We start from the raw sequence: 25,740 nt of genomic DNA, 5'->3' as shown, positions 1-25,740 counted from the left end.
GCTAGCCCAGCGCCTCGTCGGTTGTTGCTCGTCAGCTCCATGAGCAGTGGCTCGATCTCATGCCACGACATGGCCCGTTTGCTGCCTTCCGTCGCACCCCTCTCGCGGCCGACGATCCGCGCGACCGAGTGAACCCCGGGTCGATGGCTGACCGGTAGGCGGGCTGACGGTAGTTCAGCGGATATACATGAAGCCTATCGCCGTGAGCGCTGTAGCCGCGAGTTCCGGACGCCAAGCGTAGGCGACGGAGTTATCCGCTGAGGTTTCTGCGCCCCCGACGCATCCTTTCGGATCAGAGCGACGACCTGATCGTCCGCGGCATCACCCGGTGGCCGACTCACCCGCGTAGGTGCTCAGCCAAAATCTCGGCGTACTCCTTGGGATGCGACATCTGCGGCACGTGCCCCGCTCCTTCGAGCGTCGCTCGTTTCGTCCCGGCGAGAGCAGGCGCGACCGTGTCAAGGATCATCGCGAAGAATGGTGGACTGGCATCGCCTTGAGTCAACAACACCGGGCCCTTGTAGTTTGAAAGGGTGGTGACTTCAACCGTGAGGGCATCAGGATCGTTGGCCTCATCCAAGAACGTGCCCGCATTGCGGACGAACGTCTGACGCGCCGGAGGCGGAAGCAGGTCCCACTGAGCCGGCCCAAGCGCGATCTTTTCGACGAACTCGCGGGCGGCTGCTTCGTTCTGACCGGACGTCAGCAGCGCGATCACCACACCCATCCGCTCCCCGAACCCCGCGACGAATGGACCCGCGGCAGGATCGTTCGTCAGCAGCGTCATCAGAGGTGGTTCATGGGCGCTCACGGTGCGAATAAGGCCCGGGTTTTGCGCAGCCAGCCGGAGCGCGATCGATCCGCCGAAGGAATTGCCGACAACGTGGGCGGGGCCGTTCCCGACATGCCGGATCAGGGCGGCCAGATCGGCAACATCGTCGTTGACCGTCCCTTGTCCGGCGGGGCTGGCGCTGGCGCTATGGCCGCGCCGGTCAAAGGCAACAACTTGGAACTCGTCGGCCAGGAGCGGAGCTAGCGCATCCCAGTCGTGATGATCGCCCCATGAACCGTGCACGAGAACGAGCGGATCCCCCGTCCCTAAGACAACGTAATGCAGCGCTACCTCATTGATGACGTCTGTCGGCATGCCATCACCTCTCCGTAGATCCGTTGGCGACTGTGCAGGAATTGTGCCCGGCCGTTAGCTGCGATTGTGATCCACCGCACGACGGCTCCGCGCCGATGCTTACCTTCAGCGGATGTACATGAAATTCCGTCGCAGCACGTCGAGGTTGTCGACCGCCAGCGCCGTGCCGCGCACGGTGCACTCGTCCGGCTCGCCGGCGACGCGCGCGGAGCAGCCGCTGACCACCCCCAGGTGACGCTCCAGCCCCTCGAGCCGGGCTCCTCCACCGGTGAGCAGAAGGCCGGCGCGCTTCACGTCCTGGCGAAGCGCGGGAGGCGTGTCATCGAGGACCTCGAGGAGAGCGCCATCCAGGGTGCGGAGGTGTTCGGTGACCAGGGGGGCGAGCTCGTGCGACGACAGCAGTACCCCGCCGATCTCGGCGGTGCGCTCCTCGTGGGAGGCTGCCACCAGGAGGTGTACGGCCCGGCGCAGCTCGTCGCGACTCAACGACACGCCGTGCACCGCGTCGAGGTGCCCGGCGAGACGATCGGCGAGCGCCTCCGAGCCGATGCTGAGAGACCGGCCTGCCACCGTGCCCTCCAGCGCCAACACCGCGACGTCGGTCTTCCCCGCACCGATGTCGATCACCATGCTTGCCCGTGGCGAGGTGACCGCCACACCGGCGCCCATCGCCGCCGCGATGACCGCGTCGATGAGGTACACCGTCCGCGAGCCCGCCCTTGCCGCGGCCTCGAGGACCGTCCGACGGTCCTCGCCGTTCATACCGGACCGAACGGCGATGACCAGGTCCGGCTTGAAGATCCGCTGCCTGCCCGCGGCGCGGTTGACGGCGTGCTGGACAAGCGCCGTGAGCGCGCGCCGGTCGACGATGTTTCCGCCTTGCAAGGGCCGGCGCAGTTCGAGCGTGCTGTCGTCCGCGGCGGCGGCGATGGCCGACGACCCCATCAGGCTGAGCACCGGCTCGCCTTCCTTGATGGCCACCACGGTTGGTTCGGTCAGCACGGTGCCCTCACCGCGCGTGATGACCCGCGTCGTCGCCGTCCCGAGATCGACGCCGAGCTTCTTGCCGAGCACGTGCTCGTCTAGTCGCCGACCACGCCGCTGAGGTCACGCGCAGCGGGGTCACTGTCACCGTCCACGCTGATCCGCTGCACGTCGGCTCCGAGCCCTCGGAGCTTCTCGTCCAGGGCCTCGTAGCCGCGGTCGAGGTGGTACACGCCGTCGAGGTGGGTGGTGCCGTGGGCGCAGAGTGCGGCGATCACCAGGGCCGCCCCGGAGCGGATGTCGGGCACCGTGGCACGCGCCGCGTGCAAAGCCACGGGGCCCTCGACGATGGCGCTGCGCCCCTCGACGCTGATCCGCGCGCCGAAGTCGAGCAGGGCCGGCACGTGGCGGAAGCGGTTTTCGTACAGGGCCTCGCTGACGATGCTGGTGCCGCTCGCCTGGGTCATCAGCGCGCAGTACTGCGGCTGCAGGTCGGTCGCGAAACCGGGATGCGGCCACGTGGTCACGTCCACCGAGCGCAGGCGGCCGCCGCGCACGCGTACCTGGCTGGCGCCCTCGACGACGTCGGCACCGGCGCTGCGTAGCTTGTTGATCAGCCAGCGCACGTCGCTCGGACGCATCCGGTCGACGACGACGTCGCCGCCGGTTGCGGCCGCAGCCGCCATGTACGTGCCCGCCTCGATGTAGTCGGTGGTGACGCCGTGGCTGGTGCCGTGCAGGAGCCCGCTCTGACCCTCGATGACGATGAGCTCGCTGCCGGCGCCGGCGATGTGTGCGCCCATGCCCACCAGGCAGCGCACCAGGTCGAAGACATGCGGCTCGCGCGCGGCGTTGGCGATGACCGTGATGCCCTCGGCGAGCACCGCCGCCATGATCAGGTTCTCCGTGCCCGTGACCGTGGGGATGTCGAGGTCGATGCGCGCCCCGCGCAGGCGCGGCGCGTGGGCGGCGTACATGTCGGCTCGCTCCTCGACCCTCGCGCCCATCAGACGGAGGCCCTCGAGATGCTGCTCGACGCGGCGCATGCCGATGTCGTCACCGCCGGGTTTGGCGATGGCCGCCTCGCCGGTGCGGGCGATGAGTGCCCCGAGGAGCAGGAAGGAGCCGCGCATCCGCCGGGTGAGGTCCGCGCCAACCTCGACGGAGCGCACCTCGGCGGCGTGGAGGCGCCACGAGGAGGGCGACAGGCGGTCGACGGCGACGCCCAGGTGGCGCAGCATCGAGGCCATCGCCTCGATGTCCTCGATGTCGGGCACGTTGCGCAGCTCGAGTACCTGATCGGTGAGCAGAGATGCGGCCATCACCGGAAGGGCGGCGTTCTTGCTCCCAGAGATCGAGACGGTGCCCTGGAGTGGTGTAGGCCCGGAGATGCGCAGGAGGTCCATCAGCGGCGTAAACGTATCCGAGCGAGGGTCCGTTCTGCGCCCGGGAGCGGGCACGGCCGCCGACAGATCGGCGAAACTGACCCCGAAGAACGCAGCAAGGGAGAGACACGCGATGGCGATGGCGACGGCGACGACAACCCCGCTCGGTCGGATCGAGAGCCTGCTAGGCAGCGACGCTCAGGAACTCCTCGAGCACCGTTGCGAAACGGTGTCTAGGGACCTGCTCCACCTTCCCGGGCCCGACTTCGTCGATCGGGTGGTCTCGTCGAGCGACCGCAACGTTCGCGTCCTGCGCAGCCTGCAGGCCCTCTTCGACCACGGCCGGCTCGCCGGCACCGGGTACCTCTCCATCCTCCCGGTCGACCAGGGCATCGAGCACTCCGCGGGCGCCTCGTTCGCCGCCAATCCCGCCTACTTCGACGGCGAGAAGCTCGTCGAGCTCGCCGTGGAGGGCGGCTGCAACGCAGTGGCCTCGACCTTCGGTGTGCTCGGTTCGGTGGCCCGGCGCTGGGCGCACCGCATCCCGTTCATCGTCAAGCTCAACCACAACGAACTGCTCACCTACCCCAACCGCTTCGACCAGGTGATGTTCGGCGACGTCCACCAGGCCTGGGAGATGGGAGCCGTGGCGGTTGGAGCGACCATCTACTTCGGCTCTGCGGAGGGGATGCGCCAGCTGCAGGAGGTGACGGAGGCGTTCCACGAGGCGCATGAGCTGGGCATGGCCACGGTCCTCTGGTGCTACCTGCGCAACGACGCCTTCAAGAAGGACGGCGTCGACTACCACACCGCCGCCGACCTGACCGGCCAGGCCAACCACCTCGGCGTGACCATCCAGGCCGACATCATCAAGCAGAAGCTGCCGACCGACAACGGGGGGTTCACCGCGGTCAACTTCGGCAAGACCGCGCCGGCCGTGTACGACAAGCTCTCCAGCGACAACCCCATCGACCTGACTCGCTACCAGCTGCTCAACTGCTTCTCCGGCCGCTCGCCGCTCATCAACAGCGGCGGCGAATCCAAGGGCACGAGCGACCTGGCTGAGGCGGTTCGCACGGCAGTCATCAACAAGCGCGCCGGCGGTGCCGGACTGATCACCGGGCGCAAAGCATTTCAGCGGCCCACCGCCGAGGGTATCGAGCTGCTCAACGCCGTCCAGGACGTCTATCTGCTCAACGAGGTGACTGTGGCATGACCGAAGTGACCCGCCCCGGCGACGGCGACAGCGAGCTGGCCGCGCCACTCGACCACGGTGTGTCCACCACCGACGATGGTGGAGCGGCGCTCGGCAGCGACGCCGGCGACGTGACCGTGCGCAGCAACGGCCGTGCCCGACCGAGCAACGCGGTGCTGCTTCTTGGGGCCATCCTGGTCATCGTGATCGCGCAGCTGGTGGCGACGTGGTTCGTGCTCTCCGCCACCACCCAGTCACGCGACCAGTACACCGCGGCCAACGGGCTGCAACGCTGCCTCATCCGCGCCCAGCTCAACGTGAGCCAGGCCACCGATCCGTCCGGAACCGGGTACAAGACTGCCGTCGGAAACTGCCTGAAGTAACCGTCTGACCGACGGGTCAGCCGGCGGACTTGCGCAGCTCGTGGCGCGCGATCGACTGCAGGTGCACCTCGTCGGGGCCGTCGAGGATGCGCAGGGCGCGGGTCCACGCGTACATGCGCGCCAGCGGCAGGTCGTTGCTCATCCCCGCACCTCCATGCACCTGGATGGCGCGGTCGACGACGTCGCAGGCCACCTGGGGCGCGGCCACCTTGATGGCGGCGATCTCCGCGCGCGCCCCCTTGGTTCCCTGCGTGTCCATCAACCATGCGGCCTTGTGGCAGAGGAGGCGCACCTGCTCGAGCTCGACTCGCGACCGCGCGATCGCCTGTTGCACCACGCCCTGCTCGGCGAGCAGCTTGCCGAACGCGGTTCGCGTCCGGGCGCGCTCGCACATCAACGCCAGCGCTCGCTCGGCAGTGCCAATGACACGCATGCAGTGGTGGATCCTTCCCGGCCCCAGCCGCGCCTGGGCGATGGCAAAAGCGGCGCCGCGCTCGCCGATGAGGTTGGCGGCGGGGACGCGCACTTCGTCGAACATCACCTCGCAATGGGCGCCCGGATCGTCATACCCGAACACCTGCAGCTGGCGAACGACGCGCACGCCGTCGGCGTCCATGGGCACGAGGACGAACGAGTGGCGCCGATGAGGTTCCGCGTCCGGGTCGCTGAGACCCATGAGCAGCGAGACCCTGGCCATGGGGTGCGCGGCGCCGCTGGTCCACCACTTGCGTCCGGTGATGATCAGCTCGTCGCCGTCGTGCTCGATGCGGGTGCTGATGTTGGTCGGGTCGCTGCTGGCCACGTCGGGCTCGGTCATGGCGACGCAGGAGCGGATCTCGCCGGCCAGCAGCGGCTTGAGCCAGGTCTCCTGCTGCTCCGGCGAGCCAAAGAGGGCGAGGACCTCCATGTTGCCGGTGTCGGGCGCCGAGCAGTTGATCGCCTCAGGGGCGATCAGGCTGTGCCCGGTGATCTCGGCCAGCGGCGCGTACTCGAGGTTGGTGAGCCCGGCGCCGAAGCGTTCGTCGGGAAGGAACAGGTTCCACAGACCGCGAGAGCGGGCCTCGGCCTTGAGCTCATCCATCACGGCGGGAATGTGGTGCGGCACGGTCGCCGCCGAGAACTCCGCGAAGTAGCGCTCCTCGGCAGGGAACACGTGCGTGTTCATGAAGTCCCAGAGCTGTTCGCGCAGCTCCACGACGCGCGGCGAATATGCGAAGTCCATCAGCCTCCTCCTGAGAGCCCGGCGAGGCCGGATGCGCTCGCCCGTTCCAAGGCCCGGTCGACGATCAGCGGAACCGCCGGTCCCATGGTCTCGAATCCCTCGCCGACCGTCATCCCGAGGAGAAACCGAGCGTTGATCCCCTCGGCGATGATCGCCAGCTTGTAGTGTCCGAGCGCGACGTACCACTCGAGGTTGGAGAGGTCACGATCACTTCTCGCGGCGTACCGCGCGAGCATCTGCTCGCGGTTCGGGAATCCCTCACCGAGGCTGACGCGTCCGCCGGGAAGCGCCGAGGCCGCCGCCTCGCCGGGGTCGGTCACCCAGTACACGACAAGCAGCCCGAGGTCACACAGCGGGTCGCCCACGGTGCTCATCTCCCAGTCGACGACGGCGTCGATGCGGCCGGGGTCCTCGGGGGCGTAGATGACGTTGTCGAAGCGGTAGTCGCCGTGGACGATGCCCGCAGCCGACTGTGCCGGGATGGCCTCGAGGAGACGGCGATGCAGTTCATCGATGGCCGGCAGCTCCCGCGTCTTCGACCCCTCCCACTGCCGCCACCAGCGTCGCACCTGGCGCTCGAGAAACCCTTGCGGGTGGCCGAAATCACCGAGTCCGATGGCGTCAGGGTCGAGCGCGTGCAGGGTGAGCAGCGTGTCCACCAGCGCCGCCGACATGGCCTCGCGGGTGGCCGCCGTGGCCGGCCACTCTGCGGGTAGACGGTCGCGCACGACGTGGCCGTCGACGAAGTCCATCACGTAGAAGGGCGCGCCCATGACCGTCGCGTCCTCACACATGACGACCGCCCCGGGCACGGGGATCTCTGTGTCCTGCAAGGCGCTGATCACGCGCCATTCCCGCGTCATGTCATGGGCGGTGGGCAGGACGTGGGCCAGCGGCGGACGCCGCACCACCCAGTGATGCGCACCATCGGTCACTGAATAGGTGAGGTTCGAGCGGCCGCCGGCGATCACCTCCCCACTGAGGTCTCCGGCCGTCGACACGCCGTGCGATTGCAGGAACGATGTCAGCGCGTCGAGGTCGAGACCCGGAGGACTGTCCATGGCCGGGCAAGCCTACAGAGATAGACTGCGCGGCGCGATTCAGCGGCACAGTGAGGTGAGTCATGGCCGGCGATTCGGACAAACGAGAGGGCACCAGGGACGTTCCCTGGCTGCTGACCACCCCGAGCGGCTCGTCCGAGTACGCGATGTATCGAGACGAGAGCCTCGATCCGCCGGCGCTCGTCTGCCAGGTCGGCACCACCCAGCTGCGATACCACCTCAGCTGCATCGAGGATCTCCACGCCTGGCTGAAGAGCCAGGGCGACTGGGTGCCGCTGGGGAGCGCCGATGAGCAGAAGCCGGCCGCCGAGGGCACCGTCGAAGCCTGGGGCCGTTCACCCGACAACCCGGTCGGTGGCTGGTACGGGCTGAAGAAGGGTCTGCGCGGACGGTTCGGGATGTACCTACCGCCGCTGCTGGAACGGTTGGGCCTGGCCGAGGTCGAACACAACCCGCGCAACAACCGGATGCGCGCGATCTGACCCTCAGCCGCCCTGGTCGCCGCGGCGGTCGCGGTGATGATGGCGGCGGATCTCGGCAACCCGCAGGCGGAAGATGGAGTGCTCGAGCTGCACCGCCGCCTGCACGTCGCTCTCGTCCTGCGCCAGCGCGTCCTGCGCTGCCTTGCGTGCCTCCTCGGCCGCGGCCTCGTCGATGTCCTCGGCACGTTCGGCCACGTCGGCGAGGATCACCACCTTCTCAGGCGTGACCTCCAGGAATCCGCCGCCAACGAAGAAGTACTGCTCCTGGCCGTCGTTGCGCACCATGATCTCGCCGGTGCGCAGCGGGGTCAGCAGCGGGATGTGCCGCGGCAGCACGCCGAGGTCGCCCTCGAGCCCGGGGGCGACCACGAAGTCCGCTTCCTCGCTGAGCACGTGCCCCTCGGCAGTGAGCAGCTCGACCTGCAGCTTGTTGGCCACCTAGCTGGTCTTCCCCTTCTCCGGCTGGTCCTTCTCCCCCGCCTTCGCGGTGGGCTTGGACTTCGCCTTGGGGTCGGCGTTCTTTTCCCCGTCGGCCTTCGACTTGGCGACTGTTGTCGTCTCCTTCTTGTCAGACCCGCTGTCGGCCTGCTTCTCGTCGGCGGTCTTGGCAGGCTGCTGCTCACCGTCCTCGGCGGGAGCCGCCTCACCCTTGTCGGCCGTCGCGGCGCCGTCGGTGGACTCGGCCTTGGTGTCCTTGGTTTCGGTGGTGTCCTTGGTCGCCGCCTTGGCGCCGTCGTCGGCTTTCGCCTCGCCCTTGGGCTGCTTGTCCTTGGCCTCGCCGTCCTGCGACTCCTCGTTCTCGCCCTCGGCCTCGCCTTCGGGGCCGACGGCCTTGTCCTTGTCGTCGGGGGCGTCCTCGTCCTCGCCGCCACCGAGTTCCTTGGCCTTCTCCACGGCCTCGTCGATGGTGCCGACCATGTAGAAGGCATCCTCGGGAAGGTCGTCGTGCTTGCCGTCGAGGATCTCGGCGAAACCGCGGACTGTCTCCTCGAGCGGGACGTACTTGCCCTCGCGGCCGGTGAACTGCTGCGCGACCGAGAACGGCTGCGAGAGAAAGCGCTGCACGCGACGGGCGCGCTGGACGGTCACCTTCTGGTCGTCGGTCAGTTCCTCCTGACCGAGGATGGCGATGATGTCCTGGAGCTCCTTGTACTCCTGGAGCACGCGCTTGACGCCCTGGGCGACGCGGTAGTGCCCGTCGCCGACCACGGTCGGATCGAGCGCGCGGCTGAACGAGTCGAGCGGGTCCACCGCGGGATAGATGCCGATCTCGGTGAGGGCGCGGCTCAGCGCCACCGTCGAGCCGAGATGGGCGAAGGTCGTCGCCACCGCCGGGTCGGTGAAGTCGTCGGCGGGCACGTACACGGCCTGCACTGAGGTGATCGAACCGTCCTTGGTCGAGGTGATCCGCTCCTGCAGGTCACCCATCTCCGTGCCCAGCGTAGGCTGGTAGCCGACCGCGCTGGGCATGCGCCCGAGCAGGGCCGAGACCTCGGCGCCGGCCAGCGTGTAGCGGAAGATGTTGTCGATGAAGAGGAGGACGTCGGACTTCTCCTCGTCACGGAAGTGCTCGGCGATGGTCAGGCCGGTGAGCCCCACGCGGGCGCGCGCTCCCGGCGGCTCGTTCATCTGACCGAAGACCAGCGCCGTCTTGTCGAGGACCCCGGACTCCTCCATCTCGCCGTACAGGTCGCGACCCTCTCGAGTGCGCTCACCGACGCCGGCGAACACCGAGAAACCGCCGTGCTCCTTGGCGATGTTGTTGATCATCTCCTGCACGATGACCGTCTTCCCGACCCCGGCTCCGCCGAACAGGCCGATCTTCGAGCCCTTGCTGAACGTGCAGATCAGGTCGATGACCTTGATGCCGGTCTCGAGGATCTCCTGGTCGGTCGACTGCTCGTCAATTGGCGGCGCCAGCCGGTGGATCGACGCCAGCGGCGCGTCCTTCAGCGCCGGTTTACCGTCGATGGGCTCACCGATAACGTTGAACATCCGTCCCAGCGTCTTGCGACCCACCGCCACCTGGATCGGCGCGCCGGTGTCCTCGAACGTGTCCCCGCGACGGAGCCCGTCGGTAGTGTTCATCGCGATGGTGCGCACCGTGCTGTTGCCGAGGTTCTGCTGCACCTCGAGCACGAGGCGGGTCTTGTCCTCGCGGATGCGCTCCAGCGCGTAGTAGATGTCGGGCAGGCGGTCGCCCTCGAACTCCACGTCGACGACAGGTCCGATGACCTGAACCACCGTGCCGGTGCCGACGCCCTGTTGTTTGGCGTTCTTCTTGGCGGCGACTGCCATCTCTGCTCTCCTTGCGGTTCGGGTCTCAGCCCGCCAAGGCGGCTGCGCCGCCGACGATTTCCATCAGTTCGGTCGTGATCGCGCTCTGCCGCACCGTGTTGGCGGTGAGCGTGAGATCGGTGATCAGGTCGTTGGCGTTGTCGGAGGCGTTGCGCATCGCAACCATCTGGGCCGCCATCTGGCTGGCGAGGTTCTCGAGCACGGCCTGGTAGATCTGCGACTCCACGTACCGCGGCAGGAGCGCGTCGAGAACGTCCTTGGGCTCCGGCTCATAGACGAAGTCCGCCGCCAGCTCACTCGTCGCCTCCGGCACCTCGAGCGGCAGCAGCCGGCGTGCCGTGGCCACCTGGCGCCCGGCGCTGATAAACCGCGCGTACACCAGGTCGACCTGGTCCGCGTCGCCGTTCTCGTACTGCTCCATGGCGACGCGGATCGCGGGGAGGATGTCGCCCATCGACGGCCGGTCGCCGAGGCCGCTGCGATCGGCGACGAGATCGCGGCGCAGCCGTCGCATCATGTCGCGACCCTTGCGGCCGATGGTGACCACCGAGGCGCCGCCCGGTGATTCGTTCATCTCGCGCAGCGCCAGGCGGATGTTGTTGCTGTTGAGCGCCCCCACCAGCCCGCGGTCCGACGTGACCAGGACCACCAGCCGGTTGCGCACCTCACGCACCTCGAGGTAGGGGTGCTTGTACTCCGGGTCGCGCTTGAAGATGTCGGCGATGACATTGCTGATCTCCTCGGCGTAAGGGCGCGCGGCTTCCACCCGCTCCTGGGCGCGCCGCATCTTGGCAGCGGCGACCAGCTCCATCGCCTTGGTGATCTTCTGCGTGTTCTTGACGCTCTTGATGCGTCGACGCAGGTCGCGAAGAGATGCCATCTATCTATCCGGCGAAGCTCTCTTTGAACTTCTCGATCGCTGCGGCCAGCGCCTTCTCGGTGTCCGCGGTGAGCTCCTGCTTCTCGGTGATGTCCTTCTCGATGTCGGGGTAGTCGCTGCCGAGAAAGCGCAGCAGCCCCTTCTCGAACTCACCGACGCGCTCGACGGGCACGTCATCGATGTATCCCTTGGTGCCGGCGTAGATGGCGACCACCTGCTGGGCGAAGGGGACTGGCGAGTTGGCCGGCTGCTTGAGCAGCTCGGTCATGCGCTGGCCGCGGTCCAGGGTGGCGCGGGTGCGCTTGTCGAGGTCTGCGGAGAACTGCGCGAAGGCGCGCAGCTCGCCGTACTGAGCGAGGTCGAGCTTGAGCTGCCCGGCGACCTGTTTCATGGCCTTGGTCTGCGCCGCCGAGCCGACGCGCGAGACGGAGATGCCGACGTTGATGGCGGGCCGGATGCCCGCGTTGAACAGGTCCGTCTCCAGGAAGATCTGGCCGTCGGTGATGGAGATGACGTTGGTGGGGATGTACGCCGACACGTCGTTGGCCTGCGTCTCGATGATCGGCAGGGCGGTCAGGGTGCCCCCGCCCTCCTTGTCGCTCATGCGCGCAGCGCGCTCGAGCAGGCGCGAGTGCAGGTAGAAGACGTCGCCTGGATACGCCTCACGCGACGGTGGCCGACGCAGCAGCAACGAGAGCTGGCGGTACGCCTGGGCGTGCTTGCTGAGGTCGTCGTACACGATCAGCGCGTGCTTGCCCTTCTGCATGAAGAACTCGCCCATGGCGCACCCCGCATACGGAGCCATGAACTGCATCGGTGCCGGGTCGCTGGCGGTGGCAGCGACGATGATGGTGTTCTGGAGCGCGCCGGCCTCCTCGAGGCGGGCGGCCACCTGGGCCACGGTCTGGCGCCGCTGGCCGACAGCGACGTAGATGCAGATGATGCCGCTGTCCTTCTGGTTGATGATGGCGTCGAGAGCCACCTGGGTCTTGCCGGTCTGGCGGTCACCGATGATCAGCTCGCGCTGGCCACGGCCGATGGCAAACATGGCGTCGATGGCCTTGATGCCTGTCTGCATGGGCGTGGTCACCGCCTGGCGGAACATGACACCGGGCGCGACGTTCTCGATGGGAAGATTTTTCGAGGTCTCGACGGGCCCCTTGCCGTCGAGCGGCTCGCCGAGCGCGTTGACGATGCGACCGATGAGCTCGTCGCCGACCGGCACCTCGGCGACGCGTCCGGTGGTGCGGACGGTGTCGCCCTCCTGGAGGTGCTCGTACTCGCCCATGATCGCCGCACCCACGCCGTCCTCTCTGAGGTCGAGCGCGAGCCCGAGCACAGGCTGCCCGCCGGGGGGGGCGGGGAACTCGAGCAGCTCGCCGGCCATCGCCTCCTCGAGCCCGTAGATTCGCGCGATGCCGTCGCCGACCGAGGTGATCACCCCTTCGTGCGCGTCCACCACGGGGGCGTCGAAGCTGGCGATCCTCTGCTTGAGGATCTCGCCGATCTCGTCACTGCGTATGGCCATTCTGTTGTGGTTCCTCTGTCGTTATGCGCGCGGCGGCGCGGTGGGATTGAGAGGCACGGAGCGCATCAGACGAGCGCCGTCCGGAGCTGCTGGAGCCGGGTGCGCACGCTGGTGTCGATGACCCGGTCGCCGATGCGGATGACCAGTCCGCCGATGATCTCCGGGTCCTGTCGAACCTCGGTCTGCACCGCTGCGCCGAGCTTGTCGCCGAGAACGGAGCCGATGTGCTTCTTCAGTTCCGGGTCGACCGGGATCGCGGTCACCACCTCGGCGCGGATGACTCCACTGTCGCGGTCCGTGAGGGTGTCGCACGCCTCGAGGATGTCGCGGAGCACGGCGATGCGACCGCGCTGGATGATCAGGCGCACCAGGTTGCGCGCCGGGTCGCCCACGCCCTCGAGAAGGTCGAGCGCAAGCCGGGTTCGATCGGCCAGGGTGAGGCGCGGGTTGACGAGCGCGTCCGCTACCTCCGGGTTGGCGAGCGTCTCCACCGCGCGCGCCAGGTCCTCACGTCGCTGCTGAATCTTCTTTGCTTCGCGGGCCAGGTCGAAGTAGGCCTGCGCGTAGCGGCGGCCGATAGAGGACGCCACTCAGTTGGCCCCGCTGCCGTTGCCGTTGCTCGAGTCCACCTGTGCCAGGGACTCCTCGATCAGCCGCGAATGGGTGCGGCTGTCGATGGCCTGGCCGAGCACGCGGCTCGCCGCCGAGACCACCAGGGTGCCCACCTCGGCGCGGATCTCCTGGATCGCCTTGTCGCGCTCGGTGGCGATCTCCGAGCGGGCTCGCTGCAGCTGAGCCTCGGCCTCGCGCCGTCCCTTGCGGGCCAGCTCCTCGGTCTCCAGGACGGCGGCCTTGTGGGCGCGGTCGATGATCTCGCGCGCCTGGGCGCGGGCGTCCTCGATCTGGCGGCTGACGTCCTCCAGGGCCGCTGACGCCTCCTGGCGGTTCCGCTCGGCCTCCGAGAGGTTGCGCGCGATCAACTGCTGGCGGCTCTCCGCGGCAGCCATGATCCTGGGATACGCCCACCGCCGCAGCGCGAGCAGCAGCGCGACGAACGCGATCACCTCGACGACAAAGGTGACGTTGATCTCCAGGAGGCTGGCGTCCGCGACCATCGGTCTCATCTAGGTGATCTTGGCGTCGCCGATGAGGATGAAGACGAAGACCACGTTGATGAAGTACATGGCTTCGACCAGGCCGATGATGAGGAACATGGTGACGCGCAGTGCGCCGGCTGCCTCTGGTTGGCGGGCCTGCCCCTGAATGGCCGCGTTGCCGGCCAGCCCGTCTCCGATGGCCGCGCCGATGGCGCCACCACCGAGCGCGATACCGGCTCCGATCAGCGCCCCTGCCAGGGCGATAGCGTGGTTCATGGTGCCTCCCTAGTGCCTATGCGTGGGCAGCGGCCTGAGCGCCGTGGTGCCCCTCTTCTTCCAACCCCTCGCGGGCCATTTCGAAATAGATGACGGTGAGAAGCATGAAGATGAACGCCTGGATGGCGCCGATGAAGAGGACGTCGAACACCTTCCAGACCGCGACCGGCAACCAGGCGAGAAAGATCGGCAGCTGACTGAGCAGCTCGACCATCACCAGGCCGGCGAAGATGTTGCCGAACAGTCGCAGCGAGAGGGTGATCGGCTTGACGACCTCCTCGATGAGGTTGAGCGGGATGAACACGATTCGGAATGCCCAGTTGAACTCGAAGGGCTTGGTGAAGCGACGGAAGTATCCGCGGAAGCCCAGCACCTTGAAGCTGTACACCTGGACGACGCCGACGACCACCACTGCCATGGCCAGCGTCTGATTCAGGTCCGCCGCCGCCGGCTGAAGCGGATGGGCCAGCGGCAGGAAAGCGATCCAGTTGGCCACGAGGATGTACAGGCCGATGGTGGCCGCGATGGGGATGATGAAATCAGAACCCTCGCCCACCGAGTCGCGGACCAGCCCCTTGACGTAGTCGAGGAACAGCTCCAGGACCATCTGCACCTTTCCGGGAACCCCCGGAACCACGTGCCTGGCCACCGCAAACACGATGATCAGGGTGACGACGATGGCGAAGGCGCTGCTGATCAGGGTGTCGTGGTTGAGGTCGCACGCCGAGACGGTGATGGGGTTGGTCAGCAACGGAGGCGAGTTGCATATCGCCGTGCTGGGCTGGGTGACCGTCGGCCCCGTGTCGAGGAGCATCGCGAACGTCATCGGCGCACCGACTCGACCATGGCGCTGCCGGCGAGGACCAGTTGTGCGAGGGCCAGGCCCGCGACGACCGGCACGGCGGGACCGAACCCGAACACCAGGCCGGCCACCAGCGCGACCAGGGTCAGCACGATGATTCGCAACATGCTCGTGGCGATGAATGGCACCCCCACGGAGAAGAGGCGCTCAGCCGCGTAGCCGTTGCCTGCCCCGACGGCGAGCCCCGTCGCGAGGCCAAGTCCAAACGTTGGATGGCCGACGATGGTGCCGACCAGCGCGCATGCCACGGCAGCAGCCAGGCATGCCAGCGCCGCCGACCGGACGACATGCGCCGGCCGCGCGGAAACGCTTTTCGAGATCACCAATACCGCCTCAACCTCAGGTACAGGACGCAGCCCGCCGCAACGATACCAAGAGCGACCCCCGCGAGGACCCCGAACGTCTGGGCCCCTGCGAGACCTCCCAACCACAGGCCGAGCAACAGGGGAATGACCACCGCAACGGCGAGGGCGACACCGAGGCCGAGCATGTCCGCATAGCTGATTCCGGCCCCCGATTTCGGGCCATCCCCTCCGTGCTTGGTCACTCGCGACTCAGTCCGCCTCCCCACCGCGGCGCACGCGCGCCGGCGCGCTGGGCCGTCCACGCACCACCAGGAAACCATCGGAGTCGACCTCCGGGCGGCGACGGCGGCTGCGCCAGAGCAGGCCGACGAGCGCGACCACCAGGAGCGCCAGGGCGACGTCGAGGATGCGCCGGTGCCCGAACACGAACAGCGCCACGCAGCCCAGGATGGCGGTCATCAGGTAGAAGGTGAGCGCGGTCTCCATCGGGCTCATTCCCGTGGCCAGCATGCGGTGATGCAGATGGCCGGCGTCGGGATCGGTGGCGCTGCGCCCGGCGCGGCGGCGGCGCACGATCGCGAACGCCGTGTCGCCGATGGGCAGACCGAGGGCGATGAGCGGGACGAACAGCGCCAGAGCCACGGCAATCTTGGCGACGCCGAGGACGCTGATCACCGCCAGCGCCACGCCGAGGAAGTGGCTGCCCGTGTCACCCATGAAGACGCGCGCGGGCGGCAGGTTGAAGAACAGGAACCCGGTGCAGCAGCCCATCAGGGCTCCGCTCAGGATGATCACGCCGTTCTGCACGTCAGCGGGCCCCTGGATGCGGTTGACTGCCGCAAGCAGGAGCACTGTGGCGACGATGCCGACCACCCCGGCGGCGACCCCGTCGGAGCCGTCGAGGAGGTTGATCGACACCTCCATGCCGAGCACAAAGATCGCCGTGATCGGAGCCGCCAGCCAGCCCAGCTCGACGAGCGAGGGCCCGTGGCCACCGGGGACCGCGAAGAAGTTGATGGTGATGCCCAGCGCGGCGACGAGGACGCCGGCCCCCAGCTCAATCGCCAGCTTGGCGTTCCAGGGGAGGTCGAGAATGTCGTCGATGAGCATCGCCACGGTGATCGCCGCGGTGACGCCGACCACCTGCCAGCGGTCGCTCACCGGTCCCCCGAACACCAGCAGGGCCACCGTGAACCCACCGAACAACGCCAAACCGCCGAGGCGCGGAGTCGACTGGCGGTGCAGGTGACGGTCGGCATCGGGCTCGGCGACGGCCCCCACCCGCCTCGCCAGCAGCATGGTGGCGGGGATGAGGATCATGGTGACGACGCTGGCCAGCAGGAACGGAGGCAGGGCGGGCAGCCAGCCGGCGGATCCCATCAGACGCGATAGGGCAGCGGGAACCGCCTGCAGAGAGCGAGGCTGCGCTCACGCACCTGGGCGTGAACGGTGACGTCGTCGAAGTCCCTGAGCATCTCCGCGATCATGTCGGCGATCTCGTCCATCTCCGCCTCGCGCATCCCGCGCGTGGTCACGGACGGGGTGCCCAGGCGCAGCCCATTGGGGTTGTACGCGGTGGCCCCGTGGTTGGGAAACCCGTTGGCATTCATGGTGATGCCCACCTCGTCGAAGCCGCTCTGCGCGGCCCGCCCGCGCACCCCGAATGGACGCAGGTCGATGACCATCAGGTGGTTGTCGGTCCCGCCGGTGACCAACTCGATGCCTCGCGTGGTAAGGCCGCGCGCCAGCGCCGCCGCATTGGTAACTACCTGGCGCGCGTAGGCGCGGAACTCGGGTTGCAGGCACTGCTGGAACATCACCGCCTTGGCCGCGATGGTGTGCATCTGAGGCCCGCCCTGGGTCCCCGGGAACACTGACTTGTCGATGGCATCGGCGTGCTCGGCCCTGCAGAGGATGACGCCGCCCCACGGTCCGCGCAGCGTCTTGTGCGTGGTGAACGTGACGAAGTCGGCGTACGGCACCGGCGACGGGTGCGCGCCGCCCGCGACCAGCCCAGCGAAGTGCGCCATGTCGACCATGAGCAGGGCGCCCACGTCGCGGGCTATGTCCTCGAAGGCGGCGAAGTCCAGGAGGCGTGGATACGAGCTGTAACCGGCAACGATGAGCGACGGCGCCACCTCGTGCGCGCGGCCGCGGACTTCGTCATAGTCGATGCGCCCGTTGGCGTCGCTCACCGTGTACGCCTCGAAGTTGTAGAGCTTCCCGCTGAAGTTCACCGGCGACCCGTGCGTGAGGTGGCCGCCTTGGTCGAGCGCCATGCCGAGCACCGTGTCACCGGGCTTGAGAACGCTGGCGTAGACGGCGGTGTTCGCCTGGGACCCGGAGTGCGGCTGGACGTTGGCGTGGTCGGCACCGAAGAGCTCCCTGCAGCGGTCGCGCGCCAGGTTCTCCACCTTGTCGACCACCTGGCATCCGCCGTAATAGCGCTTGCCGGGGACGCCCTCGGCGTACTTGTTGTTGAGCCACGACCCGAGCGCCTCGAGGACCGCCACCGACGCCAGGTTCTCCGAGGGGATCAGCTCGAGCGTCTCCTCCTGGCGGGTGAGCTCGTCATCCAGGAGCGCAGCCACCTCGGGATCGGTGGCCCGGAGCGCGGGCTTGGCGGTGAATCCGCTCTCGACGCCGGTGCCCGCCTGCTGCTGCACTGCCATCCTGTCATCGACCTCCTGGCGCTGGAACGCGGGGGCTCGTGGTCAGCCCTGCACGAATTCCCTGAGCCTGTGGCTGTCGATCGGCCCGTCGCGCAGGACGCGCGGTGGCGTCACGCTGCAGTCGATGATAGTGGAGGCACTGCCGCGAGGGCGGCCACCCGCCAGCACCGCGCCGATCTCAGCACCGAATTCGCGGCGCACTGCAGCCGCCTGCGTCAATGGCGGCGCCCTGTGGCGGTTGGCGCTGGTGCTCGCCAACGGACCGCTCTCGCGCAGCAGGTCACGAAGGCGGTCGTGGTCAGGCACGCGCACTGACACGGTGCCCCCCCGCCTCGGGACGGCGAGACCGCGCACGCCGATCGGCAGCACCAGGGAGAGCGGGCCGGGCCAGAAGGCCTCTGCGAGATGCTCGGCGATCGCGGTCCAGCGCACCAGGTCGTCGAGGTCGGCCGCGTCGCCGGCGAGCAGAGAGAGCTCCATCCCGGCCGGCCGTCCCTTGATCACATAGACCCGGTCCACGGCGGCCGCGTTGGCGGGGTCACAGGCGAGGCCGTACACGGTGTCGGTGGCGACGGCGATCACCGCACCGCCGCGCACGGCCGCCAGCGCGGCGTGCAGCGCGTTCGAGGCGCCGGTCTCCCTGTCAGCGGTCATCATTTGATGATCTCGAACGCCACCACCCGCGGCCGACCGCTGAGGTCGTTGTGCACGCTGGGGCGCGCCGATCCGCCCAGCGCCTCGCGTCCCAGCGCCTCCACCGCGGCGGCCTCCCGGATGTCGATCTCCACCGCGGCCCACGCGCCCGGCGCGAGGACCGTGGCGATCGAGGGCAGCAGCCCCCGGTAGGCCTCGAGCCCGTCCGTTCCGCCGTCGAGCGCCAGCGCCGGCTCATGGTCACGCACGTCGCGCGCCAGGCCGTCCAACTCGGCAGAGGGCACGTAGGGTGGGTTGGAGACGACGATGTCGAAGGCCCGACCCTGGAGTGGGTCGGCCCGACCCTGGAGTGGGTCGCACCAGGAGCCGCGCAGCAGCGCGACGCGCTCGGTGAGCCCGAGGCGGCGGAGGTTGGTGGCTGCGACGGCGAGCGCCGCGTCGCTGACGTCGGTCGCGGTCACCGCTGCGCCGGGCAGCTCGGCGGCCAGCGTGATGGCGACGCAGCCGCTGCCGGTGCCGATGTCGGCGATGCGCAGCCCGTCGCCATCGTGGGCCTGGCCGCGAGCGCGTTGCAGGGCGAGCTGGACGAGCGTCTCGGTCTCCGGCCGGGGGATGAGGACGTCCGCTGAGACGGCAAACGGCCGTCCGTAGAACTCGCGCTCGCCGGTGATGTGGGCGACGGGCTCGCCGTCGCCGCGGCGGCGCACCAGCTCGCGGATGGCGCTCAGCTGCTCCTCCTCCAGCGGTCGGTCGAACTGCAGGTACAGGTCGAGCCGGCGAATCCGCAGGGCCGTCGCCGCCAGCAGCTCGGCGTCGAGTCGAGGCGAGCTGCTCCCGTGGCTCTCGAGGTAGCCGGTGCTGAGCCGCACCACCTCCATGACGGTGCGCAGCGGGCTCACCGGGGAGGGTGCGCTCCGCGGCGTGGGCGCTCAGTCATCGCCGTCGTCCTCGAGCAGCCGGCGGGCCTGATCCTCCTGGGCCAACGGCTCGATGAGGAGGTCGAGCTCACCGTCCATGACCTTGGGGAGCTGGAACACGTCGAGGTGGATGCGATGATCGGTGATCCGCGACTGCGGATAGTTGTACGTGCGGATCTTCTCGCTGCGGTCGCCGCTGCCCACGGCGGACCTGCGGGTCGCCCGCAGCTCGGCATCGCGCTCGGCCTGGGCGATGTCGTAGAGCCGGGCCCGGAGCACGCGCAGCGCCTTGGCGCGATTCTTGATCTGGGACTTCTCGTCCTGGCAGGTCACGACCAGGCCGGTGGGCAGGTGGGTGATGCGCACCGCCGAATCGGTGGTGTTGACGCTCTGCCCGCCCGGTCCGGTGCTGCGGTAGACGTCGATCTTCAGCTCGTTCTCGGCGATGGTCACCTCGACCTCGTCGGCCTCGGGAAGCACGACCACGGACGCCGCCGACGTGTGGATGCGGCCCTGCGACTCCGTCTCCGGGACGCGTTGGACGCGGTGCACGCCGGACTCGAACTTCAGCTTCGAGTAGGCGCCGCGACCGTGCACCTCGAAGATCACCTCCTTGAAGCCGTGCGTCCCGGACTCGCTCGCCTCCAGCACCTCGACGTTCCAGCGCTGCCGCTCTGCGTAGCGGCTGTACATCCGGAAGAGGTCGGCGGCGAAGATAGCCGCCTCGTCGCCGCCGGTGCCGGCGCGGATCTCCACGACGACGTCGCGTTCGTCGTTGGGGTCGGTGGGGACGAGCAGGCTGCGCAGCCGCTGATGTGCCTCCTCCTCGAGACGCTGCTGGGTCGCCTCCTCCTCCGCTGCCATGGCGACGATCTCGGGGTCGCTCTCGTTGTGCTGCAACTCCTCGGCCTCGGTCGCGGCCTGGTGGGCGCTGCGCCAGGCGCGCCCGGTCTCGACCACCTCGCGCAGCCGTGCCTGCTCCTGGGAGAGGTGCTGCACGCGGTCGACGTCACCGTAGACGTCGGGCTGGGCGAGCAGGGTCCCGATCTCGTCGAAGCGTTCTTCGAGCGCGCGCAAGCGATCGTCGATGGCTGCCATGGCCGGGAAGGTTAGGTGGCTGTGGCGTCGTGCAGTTCGCTGACGGAGTCCTCGCCGGCGCGCGCCGCCGCCAGGGCGGTGATGGCCACCTCAATCTGACGGTCGTCGGGCTCACGCGTGGACAGCCGCTGGGTGGCGAGCACGGGGACCAGCGCGACGCGGCCGAAGGTGGTGTGACGGATCCGGGCCAGGCCGCGAATGGACTCGTAGGAGATGCCGGCCACCACTGGGACCAGGGCGATCTGCAGGGCGATGCGCACCGGGATCGGCAGCACGCCGAGCGGCGCGAACACGATGACGCTCACCAGCGCCACCACCACAAGGAAGCCGGTGCCGCAGCGCGGATGGAGGCGGCTGGATGGACGCACGTGGGCGACGTCAACGACCGCGCCGGACTCGAGGCAGTTGATCGCCTTGTGCTCCGCGCCGTGGTACTCGAAGAGGCGGCGAACGCTGCGCAGCCGCCCGATGAGAGCGAGGTAGCCAAGGAGGATGAGGGCGCGGAACGCGCCCTCGATGAGCACTCCGACCACGCTTCTCTGCGAGCCGCGATGCAGGACGCCGGCCAGGAGCAAGGGGAGACCGATGAACAGTCCCAGCGCGAAGACCATCGACACAGCCACCGTGCCGCGCAGCGTGTTGGCGCTGAGCTGGGCCTCCTCACCGAGCTGCACGTTCGCCGACCACTGCAACGCGCGCATGCCCAGCGCGAGCATCTCGTAGAGGCCCGCAACCCCGCGCAGGAACGGCTTCGCCCACACCGGGTTGGTGTTGACCCGAGAGTTGAGCATCTCCGAGGTGACGGTGATGCTGCCGTCGGGGCGGCGGGCGGCGACTGCATAGTGGTGGCGACCGCGCATGAGCACGCCCTCGATCACCGCCTGGCCACCGTAGAAGAACATCTGCGGCGGCGCGGTGGCCGCGCTGAGAGCGGCGGTGAGCACGATGTCGCGGATCCGGGGACGGCGCATCACGGTCACTGTACGCGCGCGCTGACTCGGCGACGACACGGACGTGACTCGACCGGGCCGCCGGTCAGCCGGCGTCGGCGGTCTGCTTGCCGGTCTTGGCGGCGGCGCGGCGGCGGAAGCGCTCCACCTGGCCGCCGGTGTCGATGATGCGCTGCGTGCCGGTGAAGAAGGGATGGCAGACGGAGCACACCTCGGTCTTCAGCTCAGGCAGCGTCGAGCCGGTCGTGAAGGTGTTGCCACACAGGCAGGTGACGACGGCGTCGAGGTGATACTGCGGATGGATCTCGGTCTTCATGGGCACTCGGAAACAGCGGGGTGGGAACGGAGTCCAGCATACCATGGGGCCTGAATTCGAACCCCGAGGGTCAGACGAGCGCACCGACCGGGCGGGTGAAGTTGCCGTGCTCGACCCCGGGGAGGAGCTCGCGCATGCGCTGGTGGGCGGCACGGATGCCGGCGCCGGGTGGCAGCGCGGGCAGGACGTCGAGCAGCCAGTCGTGGTCGACGTTGAGCGACCGCCACTGCACCTGGTCGACCCCCATCGACTCGCACGCGCGCGCCGTCGCGTCGACCTCTTGGTCCACGTCGGTCACCCCGGGGAAGGTGAGCATGTTGAGACACACCTGGCCGCCGCGCTCGTGCATCAGCCGCCCGCAGGCGATGACGTCGTCAAGGTCGTAGCCGATGGGCCGGTAGTACGGGCGGAACACGGCGTCGTTGAACGAGATCGCGCTGATCCGCACGCTGTTGAGCCCGGCGTCGATGAGCCGCTCGAGCACGTGCGGCTTGCTGCCGTTGGTGTTGACGTGGATGGTCGCGCTCGGGTGCATCTCCCGGATGCGCCGGGTGGCCTCCACGAGCGCGTCGTCGCGGGTGAGCGCCTCGCCCTCGCAGCCCTGGCCGAAGGAGACGATCGCGGCGTCGTCGCCACGAAGGTGCCAGTCGGCGAGAGCCGTCAGCTCGTCGGCAGTGGGAGCGAAGCGCATCCGGTCCTGTGGTGCGGGCACCTCTCCGTCGCTCTGCAGCGAGATGCAGCCGAGGCAGTCGGCGTTGCACGCCGGCGAGGCCGGCAAGGCGCCCTCGTAGCGGCGGTGGAAGGTGTTCTGCGCGGTGTAGCAGCGATTTTCCAGGGCGCAGCGGGCGAGGTGGTCGACGAGGCGGTTGCCGGGGAGCGCCGCCCGGGCTGCCTGCACGGCGGCGGGCAGATCGACGCGCCCGTACCTCGCCGGCTGCCACCACGCGAAGCTGTCGGTGCGCATCGCCGCGCAGAGCAGCTCACCGTCGTGCTCCACGACCGCGGTGTAGCCGTAGAGCGGCAGGCGGCGTGCAGCCGGCTCACGGAGCGTCGCCGGCAACAGCGTGCGCAGGTGTCCCACCGGCAGAACGGCGGCAACAGCCAGCCACTCCCCGGCCACCCCCACCGCCGCGCCGTCGCTGTCGATGGCGACGGGGCGGCGACCGGGCAGGTGGGTGAGCGTCGCCTCCTCAGGCAGCGGGAGCAGGTCGTCGATCTCCAGCGCCACCAACTCGCGGCCATTGCGTGCGGCCGCGCGGTAGCCGTCGAGGATCTCGATGGAGCCGTCGGGCCGCCCGGCGATGACACGCATCCCAGGGATTATGCGTGCGCCTCATTTCCGGTCCGACCGGACCCCGTCGTCAGGCGGCGCGCAGCTCCGCGGGGATGGCCGTGACCGTGCGCACCTCGCCGTCCCGGACCACCCGGAGCAGGGCGAAGCGATCCACCACCTCGGCCATCATCAGACGCTGCACGTCACCGGCGGTCTGCACGGCGTGGCCGTCGAGCTCGATGATGACGTCGCCGGGTCGCAGCCCCGCGCCGTCGGCGGCACTGCCGGGCACCACCTCCACCACGCGCAGGCCCCGCGCCCGGCCCAGCTGGGCGGCCAGGCGCGGAGACAGCGGCTGCGCCCGCCCGGCCACCCCCAGGAACGCGCGACGCACCCGGCCCTGCTGCATCAGCGCGGCGATGATCGCCAGCGTGGTGGCGTTGACCGGCACTGCGAGGCCGAGGCCGTAGCCGGCGAGCGCGGTGTTGATGCCGACGACGCGGCCACGGCTGTCGGCGAGGGCTCCACCGGAGTTGCCCGGGTTGAGCGCCGCGTCGGTCTGGATGACGTTCTCGACAAGGCGCAGATGTCCCTCCGACCGGGTCGGCAGCGATCGCCCCAGGGCGCTGACCACGCCGGCGGTCACCGAGCCGGCCAGGCCGTGGGGGTTGCCGATGGCCACGACCAGCTCGCCGACTTGCAGGCGGTCGGCGTCGCCGACGCTGGCCGCCGTCAGGTCGCCACCGGCGGCGCGCACCACCGCAATGTCGGACAGGGCGTCCTCGCCGACGACGTCGAAGGGGAGCTGGCGACCGTCGGCGGTGTGCGCCGCGCCACCCACCCCGCCGTGGACGACATGCGCCGACGTCACCAGGTATCCGTCGGGCGTGAGCACCCACGCGGAGCCACTCCCCGCCCGACCACGACCGCTCCGGGTGCGCCGCTCGACGAGCAGGCTGACCACAGACGGAGCCAGCGCGGCGGCGACGCCGCTGACCACCCGCGAATAGGCGTCCATCGGCGACTCATGGGTCGGCCCGGTGGGGATCTCCGAGCTCATCTCAGGCGGGGGTCGGCCCCTCGCTGCGCACCTTCTCGACCGCGGTCAGAGCCTCGCGTAGGCTCTTGATCCAGTCGTCCTGGTGGCGGCTCACCAGTCGCACGCACCACGCCAGCGCCTCGCTGCGGCTGCGCGCCACGCCGGCGTCGATGAGGGTGTCGAGGACCGCCCGGTCGCCGAGGCGGAGGCGGGTCATGACAGGGACACCCAGGGTGGTGAAGTGCTCCTCGACCTCCCCGCAGCGTGCTCCCCACGACACCTTGCGACCGAAGAGTCGTTCGGCCTCGGAGGCCACCGCGATGCGGCGCTCACGCGTCTCTTCGCGGAACCGCGAGATGCGAGCGGAGCGGGCCGCGCCGCGCGCCGCGTCATTGGCGTCGGCCGCCAGTTCGGGCTCTGGGATGGTTCCCACGATGAGGATCTCGTCGCGGTCACCGGTGATGGTCGCGGCTCCGGAGTAGAGGTCGTCGGGGATGCGTCCCGCGAACCAGCCGGACAGTTCGTCGTCGCTGAAGGAGGCCTGCGCCTCTCGCTGTGCTTTCATAATTACATGATTACACAGAATGCCTGTCTCAAGCAAATCCCGTGCAACCCGTCAGCGCCGGCGACTTCACGTCGCCGGAGCTGACACCGCTCAGTTGGGGGGTGCCCGAGGGGGAATGCAGTTCCCCCTTCGTTACTTACCTCACGCGGCGGGCTCCCTCTGGGGGCAGCGCCACGTGGTGCTTGGTGCGGATCTCGCGAACCGTTCCGCTCTGAGCGCGCATCACCAGGCTGTGGGTCTCTGCCCACCAGTTGTGGTACTGGACTCCGCGCAGCATCCCTCCTCCGCTGATGCCGGTGACCGCGATGCTTACCTGGCGCCCGGGGACGAGCTGCTCCATGGTGATCGTCTGCTCGGGGTCGAGCCCGGCGGCACGCACCGCCACCGCCTCGTCCTCGTGGCGCACCCAGGGCCGGCAATGGAGCTCGCCGCCCAGGCAGCGCATCGCGCAGGCGGCGACGATGGCTTCCTGGGTCCCGCCCGAACCGATCATCACGTCGATGCCGCTGCCCGGCCAGGCGGCCATCATGGCGGCGCCCACGTCGCCGTCGGAGATGAGCGCGACGCGGATCCCCAGCGAGCGAACGCGCTCGAGGAGCGTCTGGTGGCGAGGACGGTCGAGCATGATCACGGTGAGGTCCTGCACCTGCACGTCCATGGCGAAGGCAATGCGGCGGAGGTTGTTCTCCGGGGTGTCCGCGATGTCGACCGCCCCGCGGGCGGCCGGGCCTACGGCGATCTTGTGCATGTAGGCCACGGGAGGCGGTGAGAGGATGCCACCGGGCTCGGCGGCGGCGGCGATGCTCAGGGCCTGGCTGAGCCCGCGCGACACGAGGCTCAGACCGTCGACGGGGATGATGGCCAGGTCGACACGATCGCGGCCGACACCGATGCGCCGGCCGGGGGCGAGATTGCTGTTGCCACCCTCCGGGCCGATCACCACCCGGCCGTCGAAGGGCATGCCGACCAGGGCCTCCTCCATCACCAGCTGGCCGGCGTCGCGAGTGCCCGACTTGTCGCCGCGGCCGAGCCAGCGACCGACCGACAGCGCGGCCGCCTCCGTCGCGCGCAGCAACTCGAGGCCGCGGTGGCGGTCCCGGCCCACACGAGCGGGAGGAGCGGTCAGGTCAGGGACGACGGTCTCGGCCATC

27 protein-coding genes and 1 pseudogene are annotated in these 25,740 nt (G+C 69.1%); 3 read left to right on the top strand and 25 right to left on the bottom strand.

Features of this window, described 5'->3' with window-relative positions; all coding sequences use genetic code 11:
• Positions 1-337: 337 nt before the first annotated feature.
• The 3 genes from JF886_RS14995 to murA all read right to left on the bottom strand — a co-directional run bounded on the left by JF886_RS14995 (position 338) and on the right by murA (position 3,537).
• Positions 338-1,147, bottom strand: coding sequence for an alpha/beta fold hydrolase (locus JF886_RS14995; protein ID WP_337313862.1), 810 nt, complete (start codon positions 1,145-1,147; stop codon positions 338-340).
• 105 nt (positions 1,148-1,252) lie between these two features.
• Positions 1,253-2,221 (bottom strand): rod shape-determining protein, encoded by a 969-nt coding sequence (locus tag JF886_RS14990; protein WP_337313860.1) that lies wholly within the window; start codon positions 2,219-2,221, stop codon positions 1,253-1,255.
• An 8-nt stretch (positions 2,222-2,229) separates the two neighbouring features.
• Positions 2,230-3,537, bottom strand: coding sequence for a UDP-N-acetylglucosamine 1-carboxyvinyltransferase (murA, locus tag JF886_RS14985; protein ID WP_337313858.1), 1,308 nt, complete (start codon positions 3,535-3,537; stop codon positions 2,230-2,232).
• Between the two features lie 118 nt (positions 3,538-3,655).
• Between murA and JF886_RS14980 the strand changes: the two genes are divergently transcribed.
• Together JF886_RS14980 and JF886_RS14975 are read left to right on the top strand one after the other, a co-directional pair.
• On the top strand, positions 3,656-4,732 hold the full coding sequence (locus JF886_RS14980) for a class I fructose-bisphosphate aldolase (RefSeq protein WP_337313869.1): 1,077 nt from the start codon (positions 3,656-3,658) through the stop codon (positions 4,730-4,732).
• Entirely contained in the window at positions 4,729-5,094 is a 366-nt protein-coding gene (locus tag JF886_RS14975) for a hypothetical protein (RefSeq protein ID WP_337313856.1), read from the top strand. Before JF886_RS14980 ends, JF886_RS14975 begins: the two co-directional genes overlap by 4 nt.
• Before the next feature lie 16 nt (positions 5,095-5,110).
• On the opposite strand, the gene JF886_RS14970 is transcribed toward JF886_RS14975, so the two are convergent.
• Both JF886_RS14970 and JF886_RS14965 read right to left on the bottom strand, forming a co-directional pair.
• Entirely contained in the window at positions 5,111-6,316 is a 1,206-nt protein-coding gene (locus JF886_RS14970) for an acyl-CoA dehydrogenase family protein (RefSeq protein ID WP_337313854.1), read from the bottom strand.
• Entirely contained in the window at positions 6,316-7,377 is a 1,062-nt protein-coding gene (locus JF886_RS14965; RefSeq protein WP_337313852.1) for a phosphotransferase family protein, read from the bottom strand. Before JF886_RS14965 ends, JF886_RS14970 begins: the two co-directional genes overlap by 1 nt.
• A 62-nt stretch (positions 7,378-7,439) precedes the next feature.
• Here JF886_RS14965 and JF886_RS14960 point away from each other — a divergent pair, with 62 nt between their 5' ends.
• On the top strand, positions 7,440-7,859 hold the full coding sequence (locus JF886_RS14960; protein WP_337313850.1) for a DUF6855 family protein: 420 nt from the start codon (positions 7,440-7,442) through the stop codon (positions 7,857-7,859).
• A gap of 3 nt (positions 7,860-7,862) precedes the next feature.
• Here the strand turns inward: JF886_RS14960 and JF886_RS14955 are convergent, their stop codons facing one another.
• The 20 genes and pseudogenes from JF886_RS14955 to JF886_RS14860 all read right to left on the bottom strand — a co-directional run bounded on the left by JF886_RS14955 (position 7,863) and on the right by JF886_RS14860 (position 25,739).
• Entirely contained in the window at positions 7,863-8,297 is a 435-nt protein-coding gene (locus JF886_RS14955) for a F0F1 ATP synthase subunit epsilon (protein ID WP_337313848.1), read from the bottom strand.
• 432 nt (positions 8,298-8,729) lie between these two features.
• Positions 8,730-10,157: pseudogene (gene atpD / locus JF886_RS14950) on the bottom strand (F0F1 ATP synthase subunit beta); the annotation flags it as partial.
• A 25-nt stretch (positions 10,158-10,182) separates the two neighbouring features.
• Positions 10,183-11,037, bottom strand: coding sequence for an ATP synthase F1 subunit gamma (gene atpG, locus JF886_RS14945; protein ID WP_337313846.1), 855 nt, complete (start codon positions 11,035-11,037; stop codon positions 10,183-10,185).
• A gap of 4 nt (positions 11,038-11,041) precedes the next feature.
• Positions 11,042-12,565: a F0F1 ATP synthase subunit alpha gene (gene atpA, locus JF886_RS14940; protein WP_337313845.1), complete on the bottom strand. Its 1,524-nt coding sequence runs from the start codon at positions 12,563-12,565 to the stop codon at positions 11,042-11,044.
• A gap of 65 nt (positions 12,566-12,630) precedes the next feature.
• A complete protein-coding gene (gene atpH / locus JF886_RS14935; RefSeq protein ID WP_337313844.1) occupies positions 12,631-13,155 on the bottom strand; it encodes an ATP synthase F1 subunit delta in 525 nt (174 codons plus the stop codon).
• Positions 13,156-13,689 (bottom strand): F0F1 ATP synthase subunit B, encoded by a 534-nt coding sequence (gene atpF, locus JF886_RS14930; protein ID WP_337313841.1) that lies wholly within the window; start codon positions 13,687-13,689, stop codon positions 13,156-13,158.
• Entirely contained in the window at positions 13,690-13,938 is a 249-nt protein-coding gene (atpE, locus tag JF886_RS14925; protein WP_337313839.1) for an ATP synthase F0 subunit C, read from the bottom strand.
• Positions 13,939-13,954: 16 nt separating this feature from the next.
• Positions 13,955-14,764 (bottom strand): F0F1 ATP synthase subunit A, encoded by an 810-nt coding sequence (gene atpB, locus JF886_RS14920; protein WP_337313837.1) that lies wholly within the window; start codon positions 14,762-14,764, stop codon positions 13,955-13,957.
• Positions 14,761-15,123 (bottom strand): hypothetical protein, encoded by a 363-nt coding sequence (locus JF886_RS14915; protein WP_337313835.1) that lies wholly within the window; start codon positions 15,121-15,123, stop codon positions 14,761-14,763. Before JF886_RS14915 ends, atpB begins: the two co-directional genes overlap by 4 nt.
• A gap of 231 nt (positions 15,124-15,354) precedes the next feature.
• Positions 15,355-16,485, bottom strand: coding sequence for an MraY family glycosyltransferase (locus JF886_RS14910; RefSeq protein WP_337313833.1), 1,131 nt, complete (start codon positions 16,483-16,485; stop codon positions 15,355-15,357).
• A complete protein-coding gene (glyA, locus tag JF886_RS14905) occupies positions 16,485-17,777 on the bottom strand; it encodes a serine hydroxymethyltransferase (RefSeq protein WP_337313831.1) in 1,293 nt (430 codons plus the stop codon). Before glyA ends, JF886_RS14910 begins: the two co-directional genes overlap by 1 nt.
• Positions 17,778-17,819: 42 nt before the next feature.
• Positions 17,820-18,431 (bottom strand): L-threonylcarbamoyladenylate synthase, encoded by a 612-nt coding sequence (locus JF886_RS14900; RefSeq protein ID WP_337313829.1) that lies wholly within the window; start codon positions 18,429-18,431, stop codon positions 17,820-17,822.
• Positions 18,431-19,330, bottom strand: coding sequence for a peptide chain release factor N(5)-glutamine methyltransferase (gene prmC / locus JF886_RS14895; RefSeq protein WP_337313827.1), 900 nt, complete (start codon positions 19,328-19,330; stop codon positions 18,431-18,433). The genes JF886_RS14900 and prmC overlap by 1 nt, the downstream gene beginning before the upstream one ends.
• A gap of 30 nt (positions 19,331-19,360) precedes the next feature.
• Entirely contained in the window at positions 19,361-20,446 is a 1,086-nt protein-coding gene (prfA, locus tag JF886_RS14890; protein WP_337313825.1) for a peptide chain release factor 1, read from the bottom strand.
• 11 nt (positions 20,447-20,457) lie between these two features.
• Positions 20,458-21,417 (bottom strand): DUF1385 domain-containing protein, encoded by a 960-nt coding sequence (locus JF886_RS14885; RefSeq protein ID WP_337313823.1) that lies wholly within the window; start codon positions 21,415-21,417, stop codon positions 20,458-20,460.
• 64 nt (positions 21,418-21,481) lie between these two features.
• On the bottom strand, positions 21,482-21,712 hold the full coding sequence (gene rpmE, locus JF886_RS14880; RefSeq protein ID WP_337313822.1) for a 50S ribosomal protein L31: 231 nt from the start codon (positions 21,710-21,712) through the stop codon (positions 21,482-21,484).
• Positions 21,713-21,782: 70 nt separating this feature from the next.
• Positions 21,783-23,024, bottom strand: a complete 1,242-nt coding sequence (locus JF886_RS14875) for a radical SAM family protein (protein WP_337313820.1) — start codon at positions 23,022-23,024, stop codon at positions 21,783-21,785.
• A 49-nt stretch (positions 23,025-23,073) separates the two neighbouring features.
• Positions 23,074-24,045, bottom strand: coding sequence for a S1C family serine protease (locus JF886_RS14870; protein ID WP_337313818.1), 972 nt, complete (start codon positions 24,043-24,045; stop codon positions 23,074-23,076).
• A 1-nt stretch (position 24,046) separates the two neighbouring features.
• On the bottom strand, positions 24,047-24,589 hold the full coding sequence (gene abmR, locus JF886_RS14865; protein ID WP_337313816.1) for an ATP-binding transcription factor AbmR: 543 nt from the start codon (positions 24,587-24,589) through the stop codon (positions 24,047-24,049).
• 136 nt (positions 24,590-24,725) lie between these two features.
• Positions 24,726-25,739 (bottom strand): class II fructose-bisphosphatase family protein, encoded by a 1,014-nt coding sequence (locus JF886_RS14860; protein ID WP_337313814.1) that lies wholly within the window; start codon positions 25,737-25,739, stop codon positions 24,726-24,728.
• Position 25,740 lies beyond the last annotated feature (1 nt).

It is taken from the genome of Candidatus Aeolococcus gillhamiae (assembly GCF_016464765.1).
GTDB classification, from domain to species: Bacteria; Chloroflexota; Dormibacteria; order Aeolococcales; family Aeolococcaceae; genus Aeolococcus; species Aeolococcus gillhamiae.
The sequence above is the reverse complement of the archived record's forward strand: the minus strand, read 5'-3'. Positions and strand labels throughout refer to the sequence as shown.